Source organism: Hydrogenophaga sp. (genome assembly GCF_030656115.1).
Classification (GTDB): Bacteria; Pseudomonadota; Gammaproteobacteria; order Burkholderiales; family Burkholderiaceae_C; genus Hydrogenophaga.
In genome coordinates this window covers 15,770-34,256 of sequence record NZ_JAUSOO010000144.1, presented here as the reverse complement: position 1 = coordinate 34,256, position 18,487 = coordinate 15,770, and the positions used below count along the sequence as shown (strand labels likewise).

At 64.5% G+C, this 18,487-nt stretch carries 18 protein-coding genes; 16 read left to right on the top strand and 2 right to left on the bottom strand.

The window, feature by feature from the left end:
* Nucleotides 1-12: 12 nt before the first annotated feature.
* The 7 genes from hpaE (at nt 13) to hpaI (ending at nt 6,774) form a co-directional block, all read left to right on the top strand.
* Entirely contained in the window at nt 13-1,482 is a 1,470-nt protein-coding gene (gene hpaE / locus Q7J58_RS19155) for a 5-carboxymethyl-2-hydroxymuconate semialdehyde dehydrogenase (RefSeq protein WP_304831225.1), read from the top strand.
* A gap of 352 nt (nt 1,483-1,834) precedes the next feature.
* A complete protein-coding gene (hpaD, locus tag Q7J58_RS19150) occupies nt 1,835-2,761 on the top strand; it encodes a 3,4-dihydroxyphenylacetate 2,3-dioxygenase (RefSeq protein ID WP_304831223.1) in 927 nt (308 codons plus the stop codon).
* Nucleotides 2,762-2,775: 14 nt separating this feature from the next.
* Nucleotides 2,776-3,219, top strand: coding sequence for a 5-carboxymethyl-2-hydroxymuconate isomerase (locus tag Q7J58_RS19145; RefSeq protein ID WP_304831221.1), 444 nt, complete (start codon nt 2,776-2,778; stop codon nt 3,217-3,219).
* A gap of 3 nt (nt 3,220-3,222) precedes the next feature.
* Nucleotides 3,223-4,050, top strand: coding sequence for a 2-oxo-hept-4-ene-1,7-dioate hydratase (hpaH, locus tag Q7J58_RS19140; RefSeq protein WP_304831219.1), 828 nt, complete (start codon nt 3,223-3,225; stop codon nt 4,048-4,050).
* 21 nt (nt 4,051-4,071) lie between these two features.
* Nucleotides 4,072-4,833, top strand: coding sequence for a class II aldolase/adducin family protein (locus Q7J58_RS19135; protein ID WP_304831217.1), 762 nt, complete (start codon nt 4,072-4,074; stop codon nt 4,831-4,833).
* Entirely contained in the window at nt 4,830-5,843 is a 1,014-nt protein-coding gene (locus Q7J58_RS19130) for a 2-dehydropantoate 2-reductase (protein ID WP_304831215.1), read from the top strand. The genes Q7J58_RS19135 and Q7J58_RS19130 overlap by 4 nt, the downstream gene beginning before the upstream one ends.
* A 121-nt stretch (nt 5,844-5,964) precedes the next feature.
* Nucleotides 5,965-6,774: a 4-hydroxy-2-oxoheptanedioate aldolase gene (hpaI, locus tag Q7J58_RS19125; RefSeq protein ID WP_304831213.1), complete on the top strand. Its 810-nt coding sequence runs from the start codon at nt 5,965-5,967 to the stop codon at nt 6,772-6,774.
* A gap of 35 nt (nt 6,775-6,809) precedes the next feature.
* Here hpaI and Q7J58_RS19120 read toward each other — a convergent pair whose 3' ends face one another.
* Both Q7J58_RS19120 and Q7J58_RS19115 read right to left on the bottom strand, forming a co-directional pair.
* Complete coding sequence (locus Q7J58_RS19120) at nt 6,810-7,625, bottom strand: GSU2403 family nucleotidyltransferase fold protein (protein ID WP_304831211.1); 816 nt, start codon at nt 7,623-7,625, stop codon at nt 6,810-6,812.
* Nucleotides 7,622-8,812 carry a hypothetical protein gene (locus Q7J58_RS19115; protein ID WP_304831209.1) on the bottom strand — a complete coding sequence of 397 codons (1,191 nt, stop codon included), beginning with the start codon at nt 8,810-8,812 and terminating at the stop codon, nt 7,622-7,624. Before Q7J58_RS19115 ends, Q7J58_RS19120 begins: the two co-directional genes overlap by 4 nt.
* A gap of 184 nt (nt 8,813-8,996) precedes the next feature.
* Here Q7J58_RS19115 and Q7J58_RS19110 point away from each other — a divergent pair, with 184 nt between their 5' ends.
* The 9 genes from Q7J58_RS19110 (at nt 8,997) to Q7J58_RS19070 (ending at nt 18,484) form a co-directional block, all read left to right on the top strand.
* On the top strand, nt 8,997-9,782 hold the full coding sequence (locus tag Q7J58_RS19110; protein ID WP_304831261.1) for a HipA domain-containing protein: 786 nt from the start codon (nt 8,997-8,999) through the stop codon (nt 9,780-9,782).
* A gap of 35 nt (nt 9,783-9,817) precedes the next feature.
* On the top strand, nt 9,818-10,138 hold the full coding sequence (locus Q7J58_RS19105; protein ID WP_304831208.1) for a hypothetical protein: 321 nt from the start codon (nt 9,818-9,820) through the stop codon (nt 10,136-10,138).
* Nucleotides 10,139-10,205: 67 nt separating this feature from the next.
* Nucleotides 10,206-10,571 (top strand): hypothetical protein, encoded by a 366-nt coding sequence (locus Q7J58_RS19100; protein WP_304831206.1) that lies wholly within the window; start codon nt 10,206-10,208, stop codon nt 10,569-10,571.
* A gap of 22 nt (nt 10,572-10,593) precedes the next feature.
* Complete coding sequence (locus Q7J58_RS19095) at nt 10,594-10,761, top strand: anion permease (RefSeq protein WP_336623512.1); 168 nt, start codon at nt 10,594-10,596, stop codon at nt 10,759-10,761.
* 456 nt (nt 10,762-11,217) lie between these two features.
* Nucleotides 11,218-12,234: a TRAP transporter substrate-binding protein gene (locus tag Q7J58_RS19090; RefSeq protein WP_304831203.1), complete on the top strand. Its 1,017-nt coding sequence runs from the start codon at nt 11,218-11,220 to the stop codon at nt 12,232-12,234.
* A gap of 36 nt (nt 12,235-12,270) precedes the next feature.
* Complete coding sequence (locus Q7J58_RS19085; RefSeq protein ID WP_304831201.1) at nt 12,271-12,810, top strand: TRAP transporter small permease; 540 nt, start codon at nt 12,271-12,273, stop codon at nt 12,808-12,810.
* Nucleotides 12,807-14,084: a TRAP transporter large permease subunit gene (locus Q7J58_RS19080; RefSeq protein ID WP_304831199.1), complete on the top strand. Its 1,278-nt coding sequence runs from the start codon at nt 12,807-12,809 to the stop codon at nt 14,082-14,084. The genes Q7J58_RS19085 and Q7J58_RS19080 overlap by 4 nt, the downstream gene beginning before the upstream one ends.
* 102 nt (nt 14,085-14,186) lie before the next feature.
* The gene (gene aceE, locus Q7J58_RS19075) at nt 14,187-16,868 is read left to right on the top strand and encodes a pyruvate dehydrogenase (acetyl-transferring), homodimeric type (RefSeq protein WP_304831198.1); all 2,682 of its coding nucleotides are present in this window, start codon (nt 14,187-14,189) and stop codon (nt 16,866-16,868) included.
* A gap of 14 nt (nt 16,869-16,882) precedes the next feature.
* Nucleotides 16,883-18,484 (top strand): dihydrolipoyllysine-residue acetyltransferase, encoded by a 1,602-nt coding sequence (locus Q7J58_RS19070; protein ID WP_304831197.1) that lies wholly within the window; start codon nt 16,883-16,885, stop codon nt 18,482-18,484.
* Nucleotides 18,485-18,487 lie beyond the last annotated feature (3 nt).

Below are 18,487 nucleotides of genomic sequence, written 5' to 3'. Positions count from 1 at the left end.
AGAAACCACAACATGCCCATTAACCACCTCATCAACGGCAAAACGGTTGCCAGCCGCGACTACTTCGAAACAACCAACCCAGCCACCCAAGGCGTGCTGGCCGAAGTGGCCTCTGGCAGCGCGGCGGACGTGAACGCTGCTGTGCAGGCCGCCAAAGACGCGTTCCCGGCCTGGGCCGGTCTGCCCGCCACCGAGCGCGCCAAAAAAATGCGTGCGCTGGGCGAGCTGATCGCGAAACACGTGCCGGAGATTGCCAAGACCGAGACCGACGACACCGGCCAGACCATTGCGCAGACCGGCAAGCAGCTGGTGCCGCGTGCAGCGGACAACTTCACCTATTTCGCCGAAATGTGCACCCGCGTGGACGGCCACACCTACCCCACGCCCACGCACCTGAACTACACGCTGTTCCACCCGGTGGGCGTGTGCGCGCTCATCAGCCCGTGGAATGTGCCGTTCATGACTGCGACCTGGAAAGTGGCGCCCGCGCTGGCCTTTGGCAACACGGCCGTGTTGAAGATGAGCGAACTCAGCCCGCTGACCGCCGCACGCCTGGGCGAGCTGGCGCTGGAGGCGGGCATTCCGGCGGGCGTGCTGAACGTGGTGCATGGGTTCGGGCAGGACGTGGGCGAGCCGCTGTGTGCGCACCCGGACGTGCGGGCGATCAGCTTCACCGGATCGACCGCCACCGGCAACCGCATCGTCAAGACCGCGGGCCTGAAGAAGTTCAGCATGGAGCTGGGTGGCAAGAGCCCGTTTGTGGTGTTTGCCGACGCCGACCTGGACCGTGCGCTGGACGCGGCGCTGTTCATGATTTTCAGCAACAACGGCGAGCGCTGCACCGCTGGCAGCCGCATCCTGGTGCAGCAAAGCATTTACGCCGACTTTGCGCAGAAGTTCGCCGAGCGCGCCAAACGCATCACCGTGGGCGACCCGCAAGATGAAAACACCACCATTGGGCCGATGATTTCCAAAGCGCACTTGGCCAAGGTGCGCAGCTACATCGAGCTGGGGCCGAAGGAAGGTGCGACGCTGTTGTGCGGCGGGCTGGACCGGCCTTCGTACGCCGCCGAATTGCCCGCGCATGTGCAGGCGGGCAACTTTGTCTGGCCCACCGTGTTTGCGGATGTGGACAACCGCATGAAGATTGCGCAGGACGAGATTTTTGGCCCGGTGGCGTGTTTGATTCCGTTCAAAGACGAGGCGCACGCCATTGCGTTGGCGAACGACATTGCTTATGGGTTGTCGAGCTATGTGTGGACCGAGAACATTGGCAAGGCGCACCGCGTGGCCGCCGCGGTGGAAGCGGGCATGTGTTTTGTGAATTCGCAAAACGTGCGCGATTTGCGGCAACCGTTCGGCGGCACCAAGGCCAGCGGCACCGGGCGCGAGGGCGGCACCTGGAGTTACGAGGTGTTTTTGGAGCCCAAGAACGTGGCGGTTTCGCTCGGGTCGCATCACATTCCTCATTGGGGTGTGTGAGGTGCTGCGTTGGTGTGGCGCTTTACCGTTTGTGGTGGATCGGGCGTGCGGTGCGCCTGGCTCCGCGAATGTCCCCCGGAACGGGTTTTGCCCGTCCCTCCTCCTTTACTTCGCTGCGCCAGACACACCGCCCGCCCGATCTGCCAGCCGTGTTGGTGCGCTACGCATTCGATGCATTTTTGCTGTGTTCGTTACGCCGGGCATACCGCCAACCCGAGCTTCAAACCCGGTGGGCGACCAATGCATGCAACGCATCCCAGCGCCACGGTGCCAAAGACCACTCACCCGCACAACCCAAGCAGCCCAAAAAGCCAAAGAAACAACAACCATCCACTGACAGGAGACAAACCCCATGGGCACCGTAGCACTGGTCGGAAAAATCACCCACGTCCCCTCCATGTACCTCAGCGAGCTCGACGGCCCGCGCCAAGGCACACGGCAGGACGCCATCGACGGCCACATTGAAATCGCCCGCCGCTGCAAAGCCCTCGGCGTGGACACCATCGTCGTCTTCGACACCCACTGGCTCGTCAACGCCAGCTACCACATCAACTGCGCGCCCCACTTTGCAGGCACCTACACCAGCAACGAACTGCCGCACTTCATCAGCAACCTGCCGTTCTCCATCCCCGGCAACCCCGCGCTGGGCCAGTTGCTGGCCAAGGTGGCCAATCAACACGGCGTGGAAACCCTGGCCCACCACGCCACCACCCTCGGCCCCGAATACGGCACCCTCGTGCCCATGCGCTACATGAACGCCGACGAGCACTTCAAGGCCGTCTCCGTCTCGGCCCTGTGCACCGTGCACTACCTCAACGACAGCGCCCGCCTGGGCTGGGCCATGCGCCGCGCGGTGGAAGACCACTACGACGGCACCGTGGCTTTTCTGGCCAGCGGCAGCCTGAGCCACCGCTTCGCCCAAAACGGCCTCGCGCCCGAATTCGCCTTCAAGGTCTGGAGCCCCTTCCTCGAAACGCTGGACCGCCGCGTGGTGCAGATGTGGGAAAACGGCGAGTGGGCCGACTTCTGCGGCATGCTGCCCGAATACGCCGCCAAAGGCCACGGCGAAGGCTTCATGCACGACACGGCCATGATGCTGGGCGTCTTGGGCTGGAGCGAATACGCAGGCAAAGCCGAAGTCATCACACCGTACTTTGGCGCCAGCGGCACCGGGCAAATCAACGCCGTGTTCCCTGTCACACCCGTCACAGGCCAAGCCATTCCCAAAGCACAGGCATCCACTGCCGACGGCTTCAGCCTGGTCAGTACGAGACTTTGAGCCGGACCGCCACCATGCCCCACCTCGTCATCCTCTACACCCCCAACCTCGACCAACCCGCCCCCGAAGGCGTGGACATGGCCAGCTTGTGCCGTGCGCTGGCCGACACCATGCTCGCCGTGCGCGACGAGCAAGGCAAACAGGTCTTCCCCACCGGCGGCACGCGCGTGCTGGCCTACCCGGCGGCGCACAGCGCGGTGTCCGACGGCGGCGCGGCGGGCATCGCGGCGGGCCTGGGCGCCGACTACGCGTTTGTCTACATGAACCTGCGCATGGCCCAAGGCCGCAGCGCGCTGGTGCACCAGCGCGTGGGCGAGGCGCTCAACGCCTGCGTGAAAGAGCGCTTCGCCGCGCAACTCGCCCAGCGCCCCATCGGTATCACCGTGCAGGTGGATGAAGGCCACGAGGTGTTTGATGCCAAGAACAGCTCTTTGCACCCACTCTTTCAGAACAAGTAAACCATGTTTGACGACACCCTCATCCAGCAACTCGCCGCTGAATTGCAACAGGCGCAACAGACGCGCACGCCGGTGGAACACTTCTCCAAACGCCACCCCGGCATGACCATCGAAGACGGCTACCGCATTGGCCGCGCCTGGGTCGAGCAGCAAAAGGCCGAAGGCAGAAAAGTCATCGGCCACAAAATCGGCCTCACCAGCCGCGCCATGCAGATCAGCAGCCAGATCGACGAGCCCGACTACGGCACGCTGCTCGACAACATGCTCTTCACCGCCCCAGCGGGCGAGGTGCTGGAGATTCCGACCAAACACTTCATCGCGCCGCGCGTGGAGGTGGAACTGGCCTTTGTGCTCAAGGCCCCGCTGGCCGGGCCGAACGTGACCGTGGACGATGTGCTCAACGCCACCGCCTACATCACCCCCGCCATTGAAATCATCGACGCCCGCATCGAACAGTTCGACCGCCACACCAAAGCCATGCGCAAGGTGTTTGACACCATCAGCGACAACGCGGCCAACGCGGGCATCGTCATCGGCGCGGGCGACCCGGCCTTGCGCGCCGACCCGCACACCACCAACCGACCCTGGTGCGGCGCCATCCTGCGGCAAAACGGCGCGGTGGAAGAAACCGGCCTGGCCGCCGGCGTGCAGGGCGACCCGGCCATCGGCATCGCCTGGCTGGCCAACAAACTGGCCCCCTGGGGCGAACGGCTGGAAGCGGGCGAAATCGTCTTGGCCGGCAGCTTCACCCGGCCCGTGGCGGCCCAAGCGGGCGACTTGTTCGAGGCCGATTACGGGCCACTGGGTTGCTTGCGTTTCCGCTTCACCTAAAAGAAACCGAGGAGACCCCGCATGTCCAAAGCCTTCTTGCGACCCACCCGTTTCAGCGAAGCCGAATGGGCCGCCCGCGTGCAGCTCGCCGCCTGCTACCGCATCTTTGCCCACCTGGGCTGGTCTGAGCTGATCTACAACCACATCTCTTTAAGGGTGCCCGGGCCCGAAGACCATTTCCTCATCAACCCCTTCGGCCTGCACTACACCGAAGTCACGGCCTCCAACCTCGTCAAGGTGGATATCGACGGCCACACCGTGGGCCACAGCGACTGGCCCATCAACCCCGCAGGCTTCACCTTCCACGGCGCCATCCACGCCACGCTGCCCGACGCCCACTGCGTCATGCACGTGCACACCACACCCACCATGGCCGTGTGTTGCCTCAAAGACGGCCTGTCGTTCACCAATTTTTACGCCGCGCAGCTCCACGGCCAGGTGGCCTACCACGACTTTGAGGGCATCACCGTGCACCGCGAAGAGGGCGCCCGCATCTTGGCCAGCGCCCAAGGGCGGCGCGTGCTGCTGCTGCGCAACCACGGCCCGGTGATCATCGGCAACTCGTTGGCGCAGGCGTTCAACCTCATGTGGCTGGTGCAGCGCGCCTGCGAAATCCAGGTGGCCTCGCAGCCGCTGGGTGAATTGCAGCCCATCACCGAAGCCGCCCTGCAAGCCTGCGTGCGCGACTCGCTCAACTTCAACCCCAAGTTCGGCGCCGGTGAAGATTCCTTCGCAGCCATGCAGCGCCTCATCGACCGCATCGACCCGGGCTACCGCGCATGAACACCCCAGTTTCCCTTCAAAAAGTGGCCATCGTTGGCGTCGGCGCCATCGGGGGCTTGTTCGCCGGTTGGCTCGGCTCGCGCCTGCCGGTTGGGCAAGTCCAACTCTCCGCCGTGGCACGCGGCGACACGCTGCGCACCTTGCGCGAACGCGGCCTGACCTGGGTCGACGCCGAGGGCGCCGAACACCGCGTCGCGGTGAACGCCAGCGAAGACGCGGCGAGCCTGGGCGTGCAAGATCTGGTGATCGTCTCGGTCAAGGGCCCGGCCATGCCGCAGGTGGCACCGGCCGTGCGCGCGCTCATGGGGCCGCACACCACGGTACTGGTCGCGATGAACGGCGTGCCCTGGTGGTTCTTCGACGGCCTGCCTGGTGACGCAGCCGGCCTTCAACTCCAGGCCGTGGACCCGGGCGGCGCGACGGCCACGCAGATCCCCACGTCGCAGGTCATCGGCTGCGTGGTGCACGCCAGCGCCGCCGCGCCCACCCCAGGGCGCATCGAAAGCATCAAAAACAACCAGCTCATCATCGGCGAGCCCGCCGGCGGCGTGACCCCGCGCGTGCAGGCCGTGGCTGCGCTGCTGGGCGCGGCCGGTTTCGGTGTCACCGTTTCCGAGCGCATCCAGCGCGACATCTGGTTCAAACTCTGGGGCAACATGACCATGAACCCCGTCTCGGCCATCACCGGCGCACCCTGCGACCGCATCCTGGACGACGACCTGGTGCGCGGCTTTTGCAGCGCGGTCATGCTCGAAGCGCAGGCCATTGGTGCACGCATCGGCATACCCATTCACCAGCAACCCGAAGACCGCCACGGCCTCACCCGCAAACTCGGCTCGTTCAAAACCTCCATGCTGCAAGACGTGGAGGCCGGCCGCCCCATCGAACTCGATGCGCTCGTGGGCGCGGTGCGCGAAATCGGCCAACACCTGGGCCTGCCCACACCCAACATGGACGCACTCATGGGCCTGACGCGCCTCATGGGCCAGATGCGCGGCTTGTATCCATGACCCTCCTGCGCCGCTGCGCGGCTTCCCCCCAGGGGGACAGCACTGGCCGTCTGGCAAAGCCAGCCCGGCGGTGCTCCTGGACGAAGGCACGGCCCCCTCAACACTTTTCAGCACCTCGATCATGAAGATCCCCCCAAACACCTTCCGCGACGCCCTGCAAGCTGGGCGGCCCCAAATCGGCTGCTGGGTCGGTTTTGCCGACGCCAACGTGGCCGAAGCCCTGGCCGGCTGCGGTTTTGACTGGCTGCTGCTTGACGGCGAACACGCCCCCAACGACCCGCGCACCGTGCTCGACCAACTGCGCGCCATCGCGCCTTACAGCGCCACACACCCGGTGGTGCGCGCGGTGCAGGCCGACGTGGCGCTGGTCAAGCAATACCTCGACGTGGGCGCGCAAACCCTGCTGATTCCCATGGTGGACACGCCCGAACAGGCCGCGCTGATGGTGCAAGCCATGCGCTACCCACCCGAAGGCATTCGCGGCATGGGCGCCGCGCTGGCCCGCGCCTCGCGCTGGAACCAGGTGGACGACTACCTGAACCAGGCCAACGGCCAGATGTGCCTGCTGGTGCAGGCCGAAACTGTGACGGCGGTGAACAACCTCCAGGCCATCGCCGAGACCGACGGCGTGGACGGCGTCTTCTTCGGCCCCGCCGACCTCTCAGCCAGCATGGGCTACCGAGGCCAGCCCGGCCACCCCGAGGTGCAAAAAGTCATCTTGGATGGCATTGCCACCGTGCGCGCCGCAGGCAAAGCCGCCGGTATCTTGGCGGTGGACCCAGCGCTGGCGCAGCAATACCTGGACGCGGGCGCACTGTTTGTGGCGGTGGGGGTGGATACGACGCTGTTGGTGAAGGCGGCGACGGGGTTGGTGCAGCGGTTTGGCTCGGGCGAGTCAAAGGGACCGGCTGCGCCTTCGGGTGGGTACTGACCTGAGACGAGTCACCTAAGTACCCGAAGCCGACCTCAAAGCCCCAGAATCTGCTGAAAAGCGTATTGGCACGTGACCCGCAATTCCTCCGGATCGACCCTGCGGTCTTGTGGAATGCGGGCGGCATCTCGAATCGCGTCTGTCACGGTGTTGAATGATTCTCTGCATTCCTGCACAACGGTTTTGATCGCACCGGCTTCAAGCGACGGTGCTATGGCGTTCTCCCAGTTCGCCTTTAACTGAGGGAGCATGTGACCAAACAGTTGGATAGTGTCGAAGACATACAGGAGGTCCTGCCTGTGTTTGGCTGCAGTGCGTTGCTTCTTGATAAGGAATTTCTGCATCATGAAGCACAGCGGGTTGGCCACCTGCAGGTCTACCGGCTCATCCAGCGGCACTCCGTTCATTGGGCCAACAGTCACTATCCATGGGTCTGTCAGCAAGATGCCGAGGTGTCGGATCTTCTGGGCCGATATTCCGCCCGCCACCATGGTAGCGTCGGTTTCACCGGTTCGCTTGATGCTGCGGCCTACAAGTGGTGTCAGGAACTCTGCGTAGAAGCCACTAGTGTCACTGCCCAGCATGTAGTGGGCAACTGGCGGTCTTGCTTCACCCGAAAGTTTCTCCTTGAAACCCTTTTCAGTGAGAGCGTCTTTGAGGTTCCCCTCCATCGGGACCTTGTTGTGAAAGGCCAGGTCGGTGTCTTTCGTAAATACGGGCTGGAAATCCAGTTGGCTGGCAAACGGATGCAAGGTGTGTAGCCGGTGGGACCACCCTCCGATGAAGACCAACTGGCCGCGCCATGGGTCCAGCGCTTGTACCAGCTTTGCGAATGCTTCGAGGTCGTTCATTGCTCGCCTTGGTTGACGAGGGGCCGCAGGACTGTGTTGTAGATGTGGTCTGCCTGCTCTTGTCCCCGAGACGGGTGGTTGGAGACATCCAGCCAGACTTGGATAATGTCCGCGCAAAGGAAACCCTCACGGCGCACAGCCCCCTTGAAGGTGGCTTCAGGGGCTATCGCCTGCCGCACGATGAAGTCTGGAGCCCCTTCGGGGTAGAGGGTGACCTTGGCCCAGGCCGGGTTGTTCCGGTCGTTCGCAAAGCCAGGTAGCTTGGGCACGTATATGTAGGGTGGGACGCCGCTGACATGGCCCATTCCCAGGGCATCGGCCGCAGAAAATAGCCCCAGGCAGGTTTGGACCTGGTCTGATTGCAAGAGCTCGTGCAATTGCTGTTGAATGGCGACGCGCGCAGTGAAGCGCATGGGAATTTCGGGCGATGACCGCATGGCCGCCGCGCGCCAGCGCCTGAACAGCTCTTGGCGCCGGACGACTTGGAGTGCACCGCTGTATTCATCCAGGAACCCTTCCTGACGCAGATGCTGCAGAAGCCTTGATGCACTCATCTGGGAGCATTGGGCGGCAATGGCGAGCTCAGAGCCCGTTCGGTAGGTGTTTCTAGGCGCGTTGAGCAGATCTTCTTGGATGTCAGGGGCCAGAAGGACCTTGAGCATCCACTGGTTGAGGTCGGAAAACAGGTTGAACAACTTGGGCGGTGCCGTGTTTACGGTACCCGGGAGCCTTGCCATGTTGCGTGCGGTTGGTCTGTCTGAGTCGTTGATTTCGTAGGCATCCCCCTTGTTCCAGCGAACCAGACCTATTCCCTCAGGGGTGACGATGGCGATCGCCGCATTGGGCCTATAGGCGTCCATGAAACCGACGACCTTCTTGAACATCGATTCCGGCGCGCGTTCCACGTACAGAACCGCCATCGGCTGGGTTCCGTGGCGTTCGGCCGCGTAGCGCTGCGCTTGCAGGATGGCTTGTGAGAGCAGAGGGATGACGCGGTCAGTGCGACCTTCCGAGAGTCTCTTGACTTCGACGGTATATCGCACGCCGTCTTTCATGATTTCGCCGTCCATGGCTAGGCCAACAGCGGCCTGTTGAGGCTCGGTGTACTTGGCGCCCACCTGCTCGAAGAAGCTTGCCAGCCTGGCTGTGACATGGCTCTCCTTGCTGCGATGAAGATGACTGGGCATGCTTGATCTTCTTTAAACATGCGCATGTTACTAAACATGGGCGTGTTTGTAAACATGCGCATGTTTAAAATCTCGTGTGGTAGCTGCTTCGCCTCGGCCAGCATGGGCCACTGCTCATTCCTCCTCATGCGTTGTAATGTCCGTTTTCTAGGAGTGGCACCACCTTTGCCAACAAACGTACGACATCCATGAAACTGATCAGCGTGATTCACACCAGCGAGGCTGCAGTAGATTTGCGCCAGCGACTGGAGCGATCGGGCATTGCCGTGATCGTGCAGTCCCCGCTCTCATGCCGGTGCGGACCGAGTCGTACGCCTACCCCGATCTGCACCCCGTGTTCCGCATGAATCTGCCCGAGGGCTTTTTGCTGTCCATCTTGCAGGAGCAACTGGGGCCGCACGTTGGCGCATCGCCGCTCAACCTGCTGTCGGTCGTGGGGCGCAACGCCATCGGGCGCGTCAAGGTGGCGGCGCCGGGCGCCGACCCCACCCAGCCCCCGGTGCCCTTTGAACTGGCGTCCATTCTTCGGGGCGACAACTCCGAGGCCGCCTTCGTCGAACTGGTGCGCCGCTACGCCGCCTCCGGCGTATCGGGCGTCGTCCCAAAATTTCTGTCGCCCCACACGCTGGCCGAACACGGCAAAGGCACGCTGGCCACCGACCGCCACATCATCAAAGGCACCACCGCCCGGCTCCCGGGTGTGGCGCTCAACGAGCACTTCTGCATGGAGGTCTCGCGCCAGGCCGGGATTCCCACCGCACAGACCGAGGTGTCCGACGACGGCCAGGCGCTGGTGGTGCATCGCTTCGATGTTGAAGACGACGGCGTCACGCGCAAGGGCATGGAAGATCTGTGCAGCCTGCCCTCGCTGGACCAGGCCATCGAACAGGCGCACTTCTCGGATGTGGCGCCGATCGTGCCGACACCGCAGGAAAAAATCGGGCGCTCGCCTTTGCTGGGGAAACGCTGAGGGGCAGTTGAACTGCCAAGTAAGCAGAACGGGTGTTGAGCGGCTGGCTGGCGCGTTTCAGAGACATTGACAGGGTGTTCAAAACGGAAGAAAAAATCTTCAAAGTTGTCTTTTCTGAAGATAAATTCAGAGTTCTGAAGATTTTTTCGGCCACCACCCTTCCTATGCGGCGCATTACTTCGTGGGGTCGGTCCATCCGGTTCGCAGCCCTGCTCAGGCGCGCTCACGAGCCGCGCCCCCTGACCGAAGACCTGCTGGTGGAACTGCAGAACGCGGCCATTTCCAACCCCTTCGATCAGGCCTCCGCACAGAGCAAAACCGGCTGCAACGCGAAGCGCCCGGTGCCGCAGGCGTGACCTATGTGCCGCCCGAGCCTGAAACCACTGCCTGGGCCAGTCGGGCCGCCTGCCGCCGCACTTCCTGTTGCCGATTTCGGTGGCCATGAAGAAGCACGAGGCCGACACCTGGTTCCGCCACATGGACCTGACCGAGGCGGTGACATTCACCCAGGCCATGGCCGAAGCGTCACTGGATACCCACATGCGCCAGGAGGTGGAATTCCTCGGCCTGTTCGACCACGTCAAACGCCACATCAATGAGCGCTTCGACCTGCGGGGCAGCGATCTTGCCACGCTGATCGTGACCATCTTCCAGAACGGCGGAACCCTGTCCAACAACCGGCGCAAACGCTACGCGGACAGGGTGCAGGCGCATGTGCTGGACGCGGTGGACAGCGCGGTGGCCAGGGCCATGCGGGGGGAGTTGCTGGACGATGCGGAGCAGGGGTGAGCTGGCTGCGACCTGTGCCTTCATGCTGCCGGTGGGCACGCCGCCGAACGCAATCGTGTTCGGCACCGGCTGCGTCAGCATCTGCGAGATGGCTCGGGGCGGGCTGCTGCTCAACCTGGTGGGCGTCGTGCTGATCACGATCTTCACCGTGCTGCTCGGCCCCTGGGCGCTCGGTTTGATCATCCCCTGACGGACCCCGGCCTCGGGCCGGCAACCCCGCACGGGGCACCAGCAGAGCGCCGCGCTGCTGCAGGCCATGAGCCTGAGACCCTGAGAGCGATTCAAGGCCGGTAGGCCGGCCCCGGCGCTGGCAGATCAACGCCGCCGTCCCCGCGCAGGCGGGGACCAGCGCTTCCCGCGTTCTGAAGACGGAATGCCCTGGATTCCCACCTTCGCGGGAATGACGTTTTCTCATGTCACAGACTAGGGTTTACGCAAACCCGCCCGTCCGGCAGTCCGGACATCGCACGGCGGCGATCGCCGGAAATCCGGCGGCCCGACGGCGCGTGCGGGCACATGATCCGACGCCAAATCAACGACTTAGCGCAACTGAGTGGGTGCCGTCTCGGCTGGCACGTTGGTTGCGTTAAACAGTGCCGAGCGCATCGCCAGATGCATTCCCACAGCAACACATTGGAGACATGCCATGACTACAGCCTTCTCGCTGCGCAAGCGAGCTCTGCTCGCCACCGCTCTGCTCACCGCCACACTGACCCTGCCCGGACTGGCGCAGGCCCAGGCGCCCATGGTGATCAAGTTCAGTCACGTGGTGGCCGAACAGACACCCAAGGGCCAGGCCGCGCTCAAGTTCAAGGAGGCAGCTGAAAAGAAGCTGCCCGGCAAGGTTCAGGTGCAAATCTTCCCCAGCTCGCAATTGTTCGGTGACGCCAAGGAGCTTGAGGCGCTGCTGCTCGGCGACGTGCACATCATCGCCCCCTCGCTGTCCAAGTTTGACCGCTACACCAAGAAGATCCAGCTCTTCGACCTGCCCTTCCTGTTCGACGATCTCGACGCCGTCGATCGTTTCCAGAGCAGCGCCGCTGGCCAGGGCTTGCTGACCGCGATGACCAACCGCGGACTGATCGGGCTGGCCTACTGGCACAACGGCATGAAGCAGATGTCCAGCAGCAAGGACAAGCTGACCCGTCCGGAAGACGTGAAGGGCCTGAAGTTCCGCATCCAGACCTCCGACGTGCTCGAGGCGCAGTTCCGCGCGCTCGGCGCCAACCCGCAGAAGATGGCCTTCGCCGAGGTCTATCAGGCGCTGCAGACCGGCGTCGTCGACGGCCAGGAGAACACCTGGTCGAACACCTACGCGCAGAAATTCCACGAGGTGCAGAAGACCATCGCCGAAACCAACCACGGCGTGCTCGACTACATGGTCGTGGCCAATGCCAAGTGGTGGAACGGCCTGGCGCCGGACATCAAGAAGGGCCTGACCGAAGCCATGGCCGAGGCCACGGCGCACGGCAACAAGCTGGCCCTGGACATCAATCTGGCCGACCGCAAGAAGATCGCCGAGGCCAACAAGGCCAAGATCCAGGCGCTGAGCAAGGAGGACCTCGCCACCTGGCGCAAGGCCATGGAGCCGGTGTGGAAGAGGTTCGAGGGTGACATCGGGCGCGACCTGATCGACGCGGCACTCAAGTCCAACAACAAATAACACGAGGCGGGGCGGCAACCCGCCCCGAGAAACAACATGCGATGGCTAGAACATCTCGAGGAAGGCCTGCTGGCCTTCCTGTTGACGGCGATGACGCTGGTGACCTTCATGCAGGTCGTCGCCCGCTACATCTTCAACTACAGCTTCGTCTGGGCACACGAGATCACCGGCGTGATGTTCGGCTGGCTGATCTTCATTGGCATGTCCTACGGGGTTCGCGTCGGCGCCCACATCGGCGTCGATGCCTTCGTCAAGTCGCTGGGTGACGGCGCCGCGCGCGTGGTGGCCATGCTGGCCGCATCCCTGTGCATCGTCTACGCGCTGATCGTCACCGTGGGCGGCTACCAGTACGTGAGCAAGATGTACGAAGTGGGCATCCTGATGCAGGACGTGCCGGTGCCGCAGTGGCTGCCGCGCACCGTGCTGCCACTGGGCTTTGCCTTGCTCGCACTGCGCTTCGCGCAGGTGCTCCATCAACTGGCCACCGGCGGCAAGGCGCACCTGCTTGGCGACGAGGCCAAAGACGCGCTGAAGCTGCGCCAGGACAGCGCCGACGACGACGAGGTGAAGCCATGACCACTGCCGTTCTCTTCCTGCTGCTGTTCGCGCTGATGTTCATCGGCATGCCGGTGGCGGTGGCGCTGGGCCTGTCGTCGCTGCTGACGATCCTGTTCTTCGCGCAGGACTCGCTGGCCTCGCTGTCGCTCAAGATGTTCGAGACCTCCGAGCACTACACGCTGCTGGCGATTCCGTTCTTCATCCTCGGCGGCGCCTTCCTGACCACCGGCGGCGTGGCCAAGCGGATGATCCGCTTCGCCAATGCCTGCGTCGGGCATCTGCGTGGCGGCCTGGCGATGGCCTCGGTGATGGCCTGCATGCTGTTCGCCGCGGTGTCGGGCTCGTCGCCGGCCACCGTGGTGGCGGTGGGCTCCATCGTCATTGCCGGCATGGTCAAGGCTGGCTACCCGCAGCCCTTCGCCGCCGGCGTGATCTGCAACGCCGGCACGCTGGGCATCCTGATACCGCCGTCGATCGTGATGGTGGTCTACGGTGCAGCCACCGAGACCTCGGTGGGCAAGCTGTTCATGGCCGGCGTCATCCCGGGGCTGCTGCTGGGCCTGATGCTGATGGTGGCCATCTACGTTCGCGCCCGCATGATCGGGCTGCAGGGCTCGCCCAAGGCGTCGGCCGCCGAGGTCCTGAAGTCGGGGCGCGATTCGCTGTGGGGGCTGATGCTGATCCTCATCATCCTGGGCGGCATCTACGGCGGCATCTTCACGCCCACCGAAGCGGCTGCCGTGGCGGCGGTGTATGCCTTCGTCATCGCGGTGTTCGTCTACCGCGACGTCAACCTGAAGCAGGTGCCGCACGTGCTGCTCGACGCCGCCAAGGTGACGGTGATGCTGATGTTCATCGTCGCCAACGCGCTGCTGTTCGCGCATGTGCTGACCACCGAGCGCATTCCGCAGCAGATCGCCGAGACCATCATCGGCTGGGGCATGGCGCCGTGGCAGTTCCTCATTGTGGTCAACATCCTGCTGCTGATCGCCGGCATGTTCATGGAGCCCACCGGCATCATCCTGATCCTGGCGCCCATCCTGTTCCCGATCGCCACGAAGCTCGGCATCGATCCGGTGCATCTGGGCATCATCATGGTGGTCAACCTGGAGATCGGCATGGTCACACCGCCCATCGGCCTGAACCTCTTCGTCACCGCCGGCATCACCCGAATGTCGATCACGCAGGTGGCCAGAGCGGCGCTGCCCTGGACCCTGGTGCTGCTGGCGTTCCTGGTGATGGTCACCTACATCCCGGCCATCACGCTGGCCCTGCCCAACTGGCTGTTCTGAACCGGGCCCTGACCGGATGCGGCGAGCCGGCGCTCGCGGCGCCGGTCGGCCAAGCACTCGCACCGCGGGTCGATGCGAGCCAACAAGATCGAGGAGAAGACCATGAGCACGACGAGCGACCTGGACCCGCTGGAAACCGCGGAGTGGACCGACGCGCTGAGCGCGGTGCAGCTGCACCGCGGCGGCGAACGCAGCAACTACCTGATCAACCGCCTGGTCGACCAGGGCCGCCGCCACGGCGTGTACGTGCCGCGCTCGCTGACCACCGCCTACTGCAACACGATCCCGCCCGAACGCGAGCAGCTCAATCCGGGCGACCGCGCCATCGAACACCGGTTGCGCTCGATCATCCGCTGGAACGCGATGGCGATCATCCTGCGCGCCAACAAGGACTCGTCGGAGCTGGGCGGTCACATCGCCAGCTTCCAGTCGGCGGCCACGCTGTACGACATCGGCTTCGGCCATTTCTGGCACGCGCCCACCGACACGCATGGCGGCGACCTGCTGTTCATCCAGGGGCACAGCTCGCCGGGCATCTACGCGCGCGCCTTTCTTGAAGGGCGGCTGAGCGAAGAGCAGCTGCTGGGCTATCGGCAGGAGACGGGCGGCAAGGGTCTGTCGTCCTACCCGCACCCCTGGCTGATGCCCGACTTCTGGCAGTTCCCCACGGTTTCGATGGGCCTGGGCCCGCTGATGGCGATCTACCAGGCGCGCTTCCTGAAGTACCTGCAGGGCCGCGGCCTGGCCGAGACCTCGCAGCGCAAGGTCTGGGCGTTCATGGGCGATGGCGAAATGGACGAACCCGAATCGCTGGGCGCGATATCGCTGGCCGGCCGCGAGCGGCTGGACAACCTGATCTTCGTCATCAACTGCAACCTGCAGCGGCTGGACGGCCCGGTGCGCGGCAACGGCAAAATCGTGCAGGAGCTGGAGAGTGTGTTCCGCGGCGCCGGCTGGAACGTCATCAAGGTGCTCTGGGGCGGCGGCTGGGATGCCCTGTTCGCGAAGGACACCACTGGCAAGCTCCTGCAGCTCATGGAGGAGTGCGTCGACGGCGAGTACCAGGACTTCAAGAGCAAGAGCGGCGCCTACGTGCGAGAGCACTTCTTCGGGCGCTACGCGGAGACCAAGGCACTCGTCGCGGACATGAGCGACGATGACATCTGGAAGCTCACGCGCGGCGGACACGACCCGCAGAAGGTCTATGCCGCCTATGCCGCTGCGGCCAGGCACACCGGGCAGCCGACGCTGATCCTGCCCAAGACCGTCAAGGGCTACGGCATGGGCGAGTCGGGTGAGGGCCAGATGATCTCCCACCAGGCCAAGAAGATGACGGCCGATGCCCTGCGCGGCTTCCGTGACCGCTTCCAGATCCCGGTCAGCGACGAAGACCTGGCCAGCGTGCCCTTCATCAAGCCGGCCGAGGACAGCCCGGAGATGCAGTACCTGCGCGAGCGCCGCGCCGCGCTGGGCGGTTACCTGCCGCAGCGCCGGCGCAAGTCCACCGCGCTCACGATCCCGCCGCTGTCCACCTTCCAGCGTTTGCTGGAGAACAGTGGCGAGCGCGAGATCAGCACCACCATGGCCTTTGTGCAGATGCTCGGCACGCTGGTGCGGGACAAGCAGATCGGCAAGCACATCGTGCCCATCGTGCCCGACGAATCGCGCACCTTCGGCATGGAGGGCATGTTCCGCCAGCTCGGCATCTATTCGTCGGTGGGGCAGCTGTACAAGCCGCAGGACGCCGACCAGCTGATGTACTACCGCGAGTCCAAGGACGGTCAGGTGCTGCAGGAGGGCATCAACGAGGGCGGTGCCATGTCGAGCTGGATCGTGGCCGCCACCTCGTACAGCACGAACAACGTGCCGATGATTCCCTTCTACATCTACTACTCGATGTTCGGACTGCAGCGCGTGGGCGACCTGGCCTGGCTGGCCGGGGACATGCGCGCACGCGGCTTCCTGCTCGGTGGCACCGCGGGCCGCACCACGCTCAACGGCGAAGGCCTGCAGCACGAGGACGGCCACAGCCACATCCTGGCCAGCACGATCCCGAACTGCGTCAGCTACGACCCGACCTTCGCCTACGAGGTGGTGACGATCATCCGCGACGGCATGCGCCGCATGTACGAGGAGCAGGAGGACGTGTACTACTACGTCACCCTGATGAACGAGAACTACCCGCACCCCGGCCTGGCCGAGGCCGGTGAAGGCGCGGAGAAGGGCATCCTGAAGGGCCTGTACAAGCTGAAGGACGGTGGCAAGGCGACCAAGAAGTCGGCACGCGTGCAGCTCATGGGCAGCGGCACCATCCTGCGCGAGGTGATCGCCGCGGCCGAGATGCTCAAGGCCGACTTCAACGTCACCGCCGATGTCTGGAGCGCCACCAGCTACAACGAACTGCGCCGCGACGGCATGGCCGCCGAACGCTGGAACTTGCTGCACCCGACCGAACCGCGGCGCAAGAGCTGGGTCGAGACCTGCCTGGAAGGCCACGACGGCCCGGTGGTCGCGGCCACCGACTACATGCGCAACTACGCCGATCAGGTGCGCGAATACATCCAGGCCGCAGGACGCCGCTACGTGGTGCTGGGCACCGACGGTTTCGGCCGCAGCGACTACCGCGCCAAGCTGCGCCGGTTCTTCGAGGTTGACCGCCACTACGTCGTCGTGGCGGCACTGAAGGCGCTGGCCGATGACGGGGACATCAAGCCGGCGGTGGTGGCCGAGGCGATCACCAGGTACGGCCTGGATACCGAGCGCGCCGCGCCGTGGACCGTCTGAGCAGGGGCAACAGCATGAGCATTCACATTCAGGTACCCGACATCGGCGACTTCAAAGACGTGCCGGTGATCGAAATCTACGTCAAGGTCGGCGACACGGTGAAGGCTGAGGACCCGCTGGTCTCGCTGGAGTCGGACAAGGCAACGATGGACGTGCCGGCGCCGCGTGGCGGCAAGGTGACGTCCATCGCCGTGCAGGTTGGCGACAAGGTCAGCGAGGGCAGCGTCATCATGAGCTTCGAGCCCGAGGCCGGCGCGAGTGCCGCCCCGGCCGAAGCCGCCAAGCCCAGCGTCAGCGCACCACCCGCGCCCGTGAGCGCGCCGGCCGGCCTGGCCGAGGTGCGCGTACCCGACATCGGTGATTTCAAGGACGTGCCGGTGATCGAGATCTTCGTCAAGGTCGGCGACACGGTGAAGGCCGAGGACCCGCTGGTCTCGCTCGAATCGGACAAGGCGACGATGGACGTGCCGGCGCCACTGGGCGGCGTTGTCAAGGAGATCCGGATCGCGGTCGGCGACAAGGTCAGCGAGGGCTCGGTTGTTCTGGTCTTGTCTTCAAACCCGCCCCCTCTGGGGGAGGGCAGGGTGGGGGCACCGCCCGCCCATGCCTCCTTGGTCAACGTGCCCCCACCCCCACCCTCCCCCAGAGGGGGCGGGCGTGAAAGCACCATCGACGAAGCGGCGTTCGCCCTTGCCTATGCGGGCCCGGCGGTGCGCAAGCTGGCTCGCGAACGGGGTGTGGACCTCGGCAAGGTCAAGGGCAGCGGCGACCACGGCCGCATCGTGCGCGAGGATGTTGAGGCCTTCGCGAAGGGCGGTAGCGGCGCTGCGGCACCGGCTGCCAAGGCGGCGTCCACGCCTGCCGGCGGTGGCGTGGGCGGCATCGACCTGCTGCCCTGGCCGAAGGTCGACTTCGCGAAGTTCGGGCCGATCGAGCGAAAGGAGCAAAGCCGCATCAAGAAGATATCTGCCGCGAACCTGCACCGCAACTGGGTCGTCATCCCGCACGTCACCACGCACGACGAGGCCGACATCACCGACCTCGAACAGTTCCGCGTGCAGATGAACAAGGAGCTGGAGAAGTCGGGCGTCAAGGTCAGCATGCTGCCCTTCATGATGAAGGCGGCGGTGGCCACGCTGAAGAAGTTCCCCGAGTTCAACGCCTCGCTCGACGGCGATGCGCTGGTGCTGAAGAACTACTGGCACATCGGCTTCGCCGCCGACACGCCCAATGGGCTGATGGTGCCGGTGATCCGCGACGTCGACAAGAAGAGCATTTCCGAAATTGCCAAGGAGATGGGCGACCTCGCCAAGCTGGCGCGCGACGGCAAGCTCAAGCCCGACCAGATGTCGGGCGGCACCTTCACCATCAGCTCGCTCGGTGGCATTGGTGGCATCTACTTCACGCCCATCATCAACGCGCCCGAGGTCGCGATCATGGGCGTGTGCAAGAGCTACTGGAAGCAGCATTCCAGCGACGGCAAGAGTTCGAGCTGGCGCCTGACCCTGCCGCTGTCGCTGTCGTGGGACCACCGTGTCATCGACGGCGCCGCCGCTGCGCGCTTCAACGTGCACTTCGCCCATCTGCTCGCCGACATGCGGCGCATCCTGTTCTAAGAG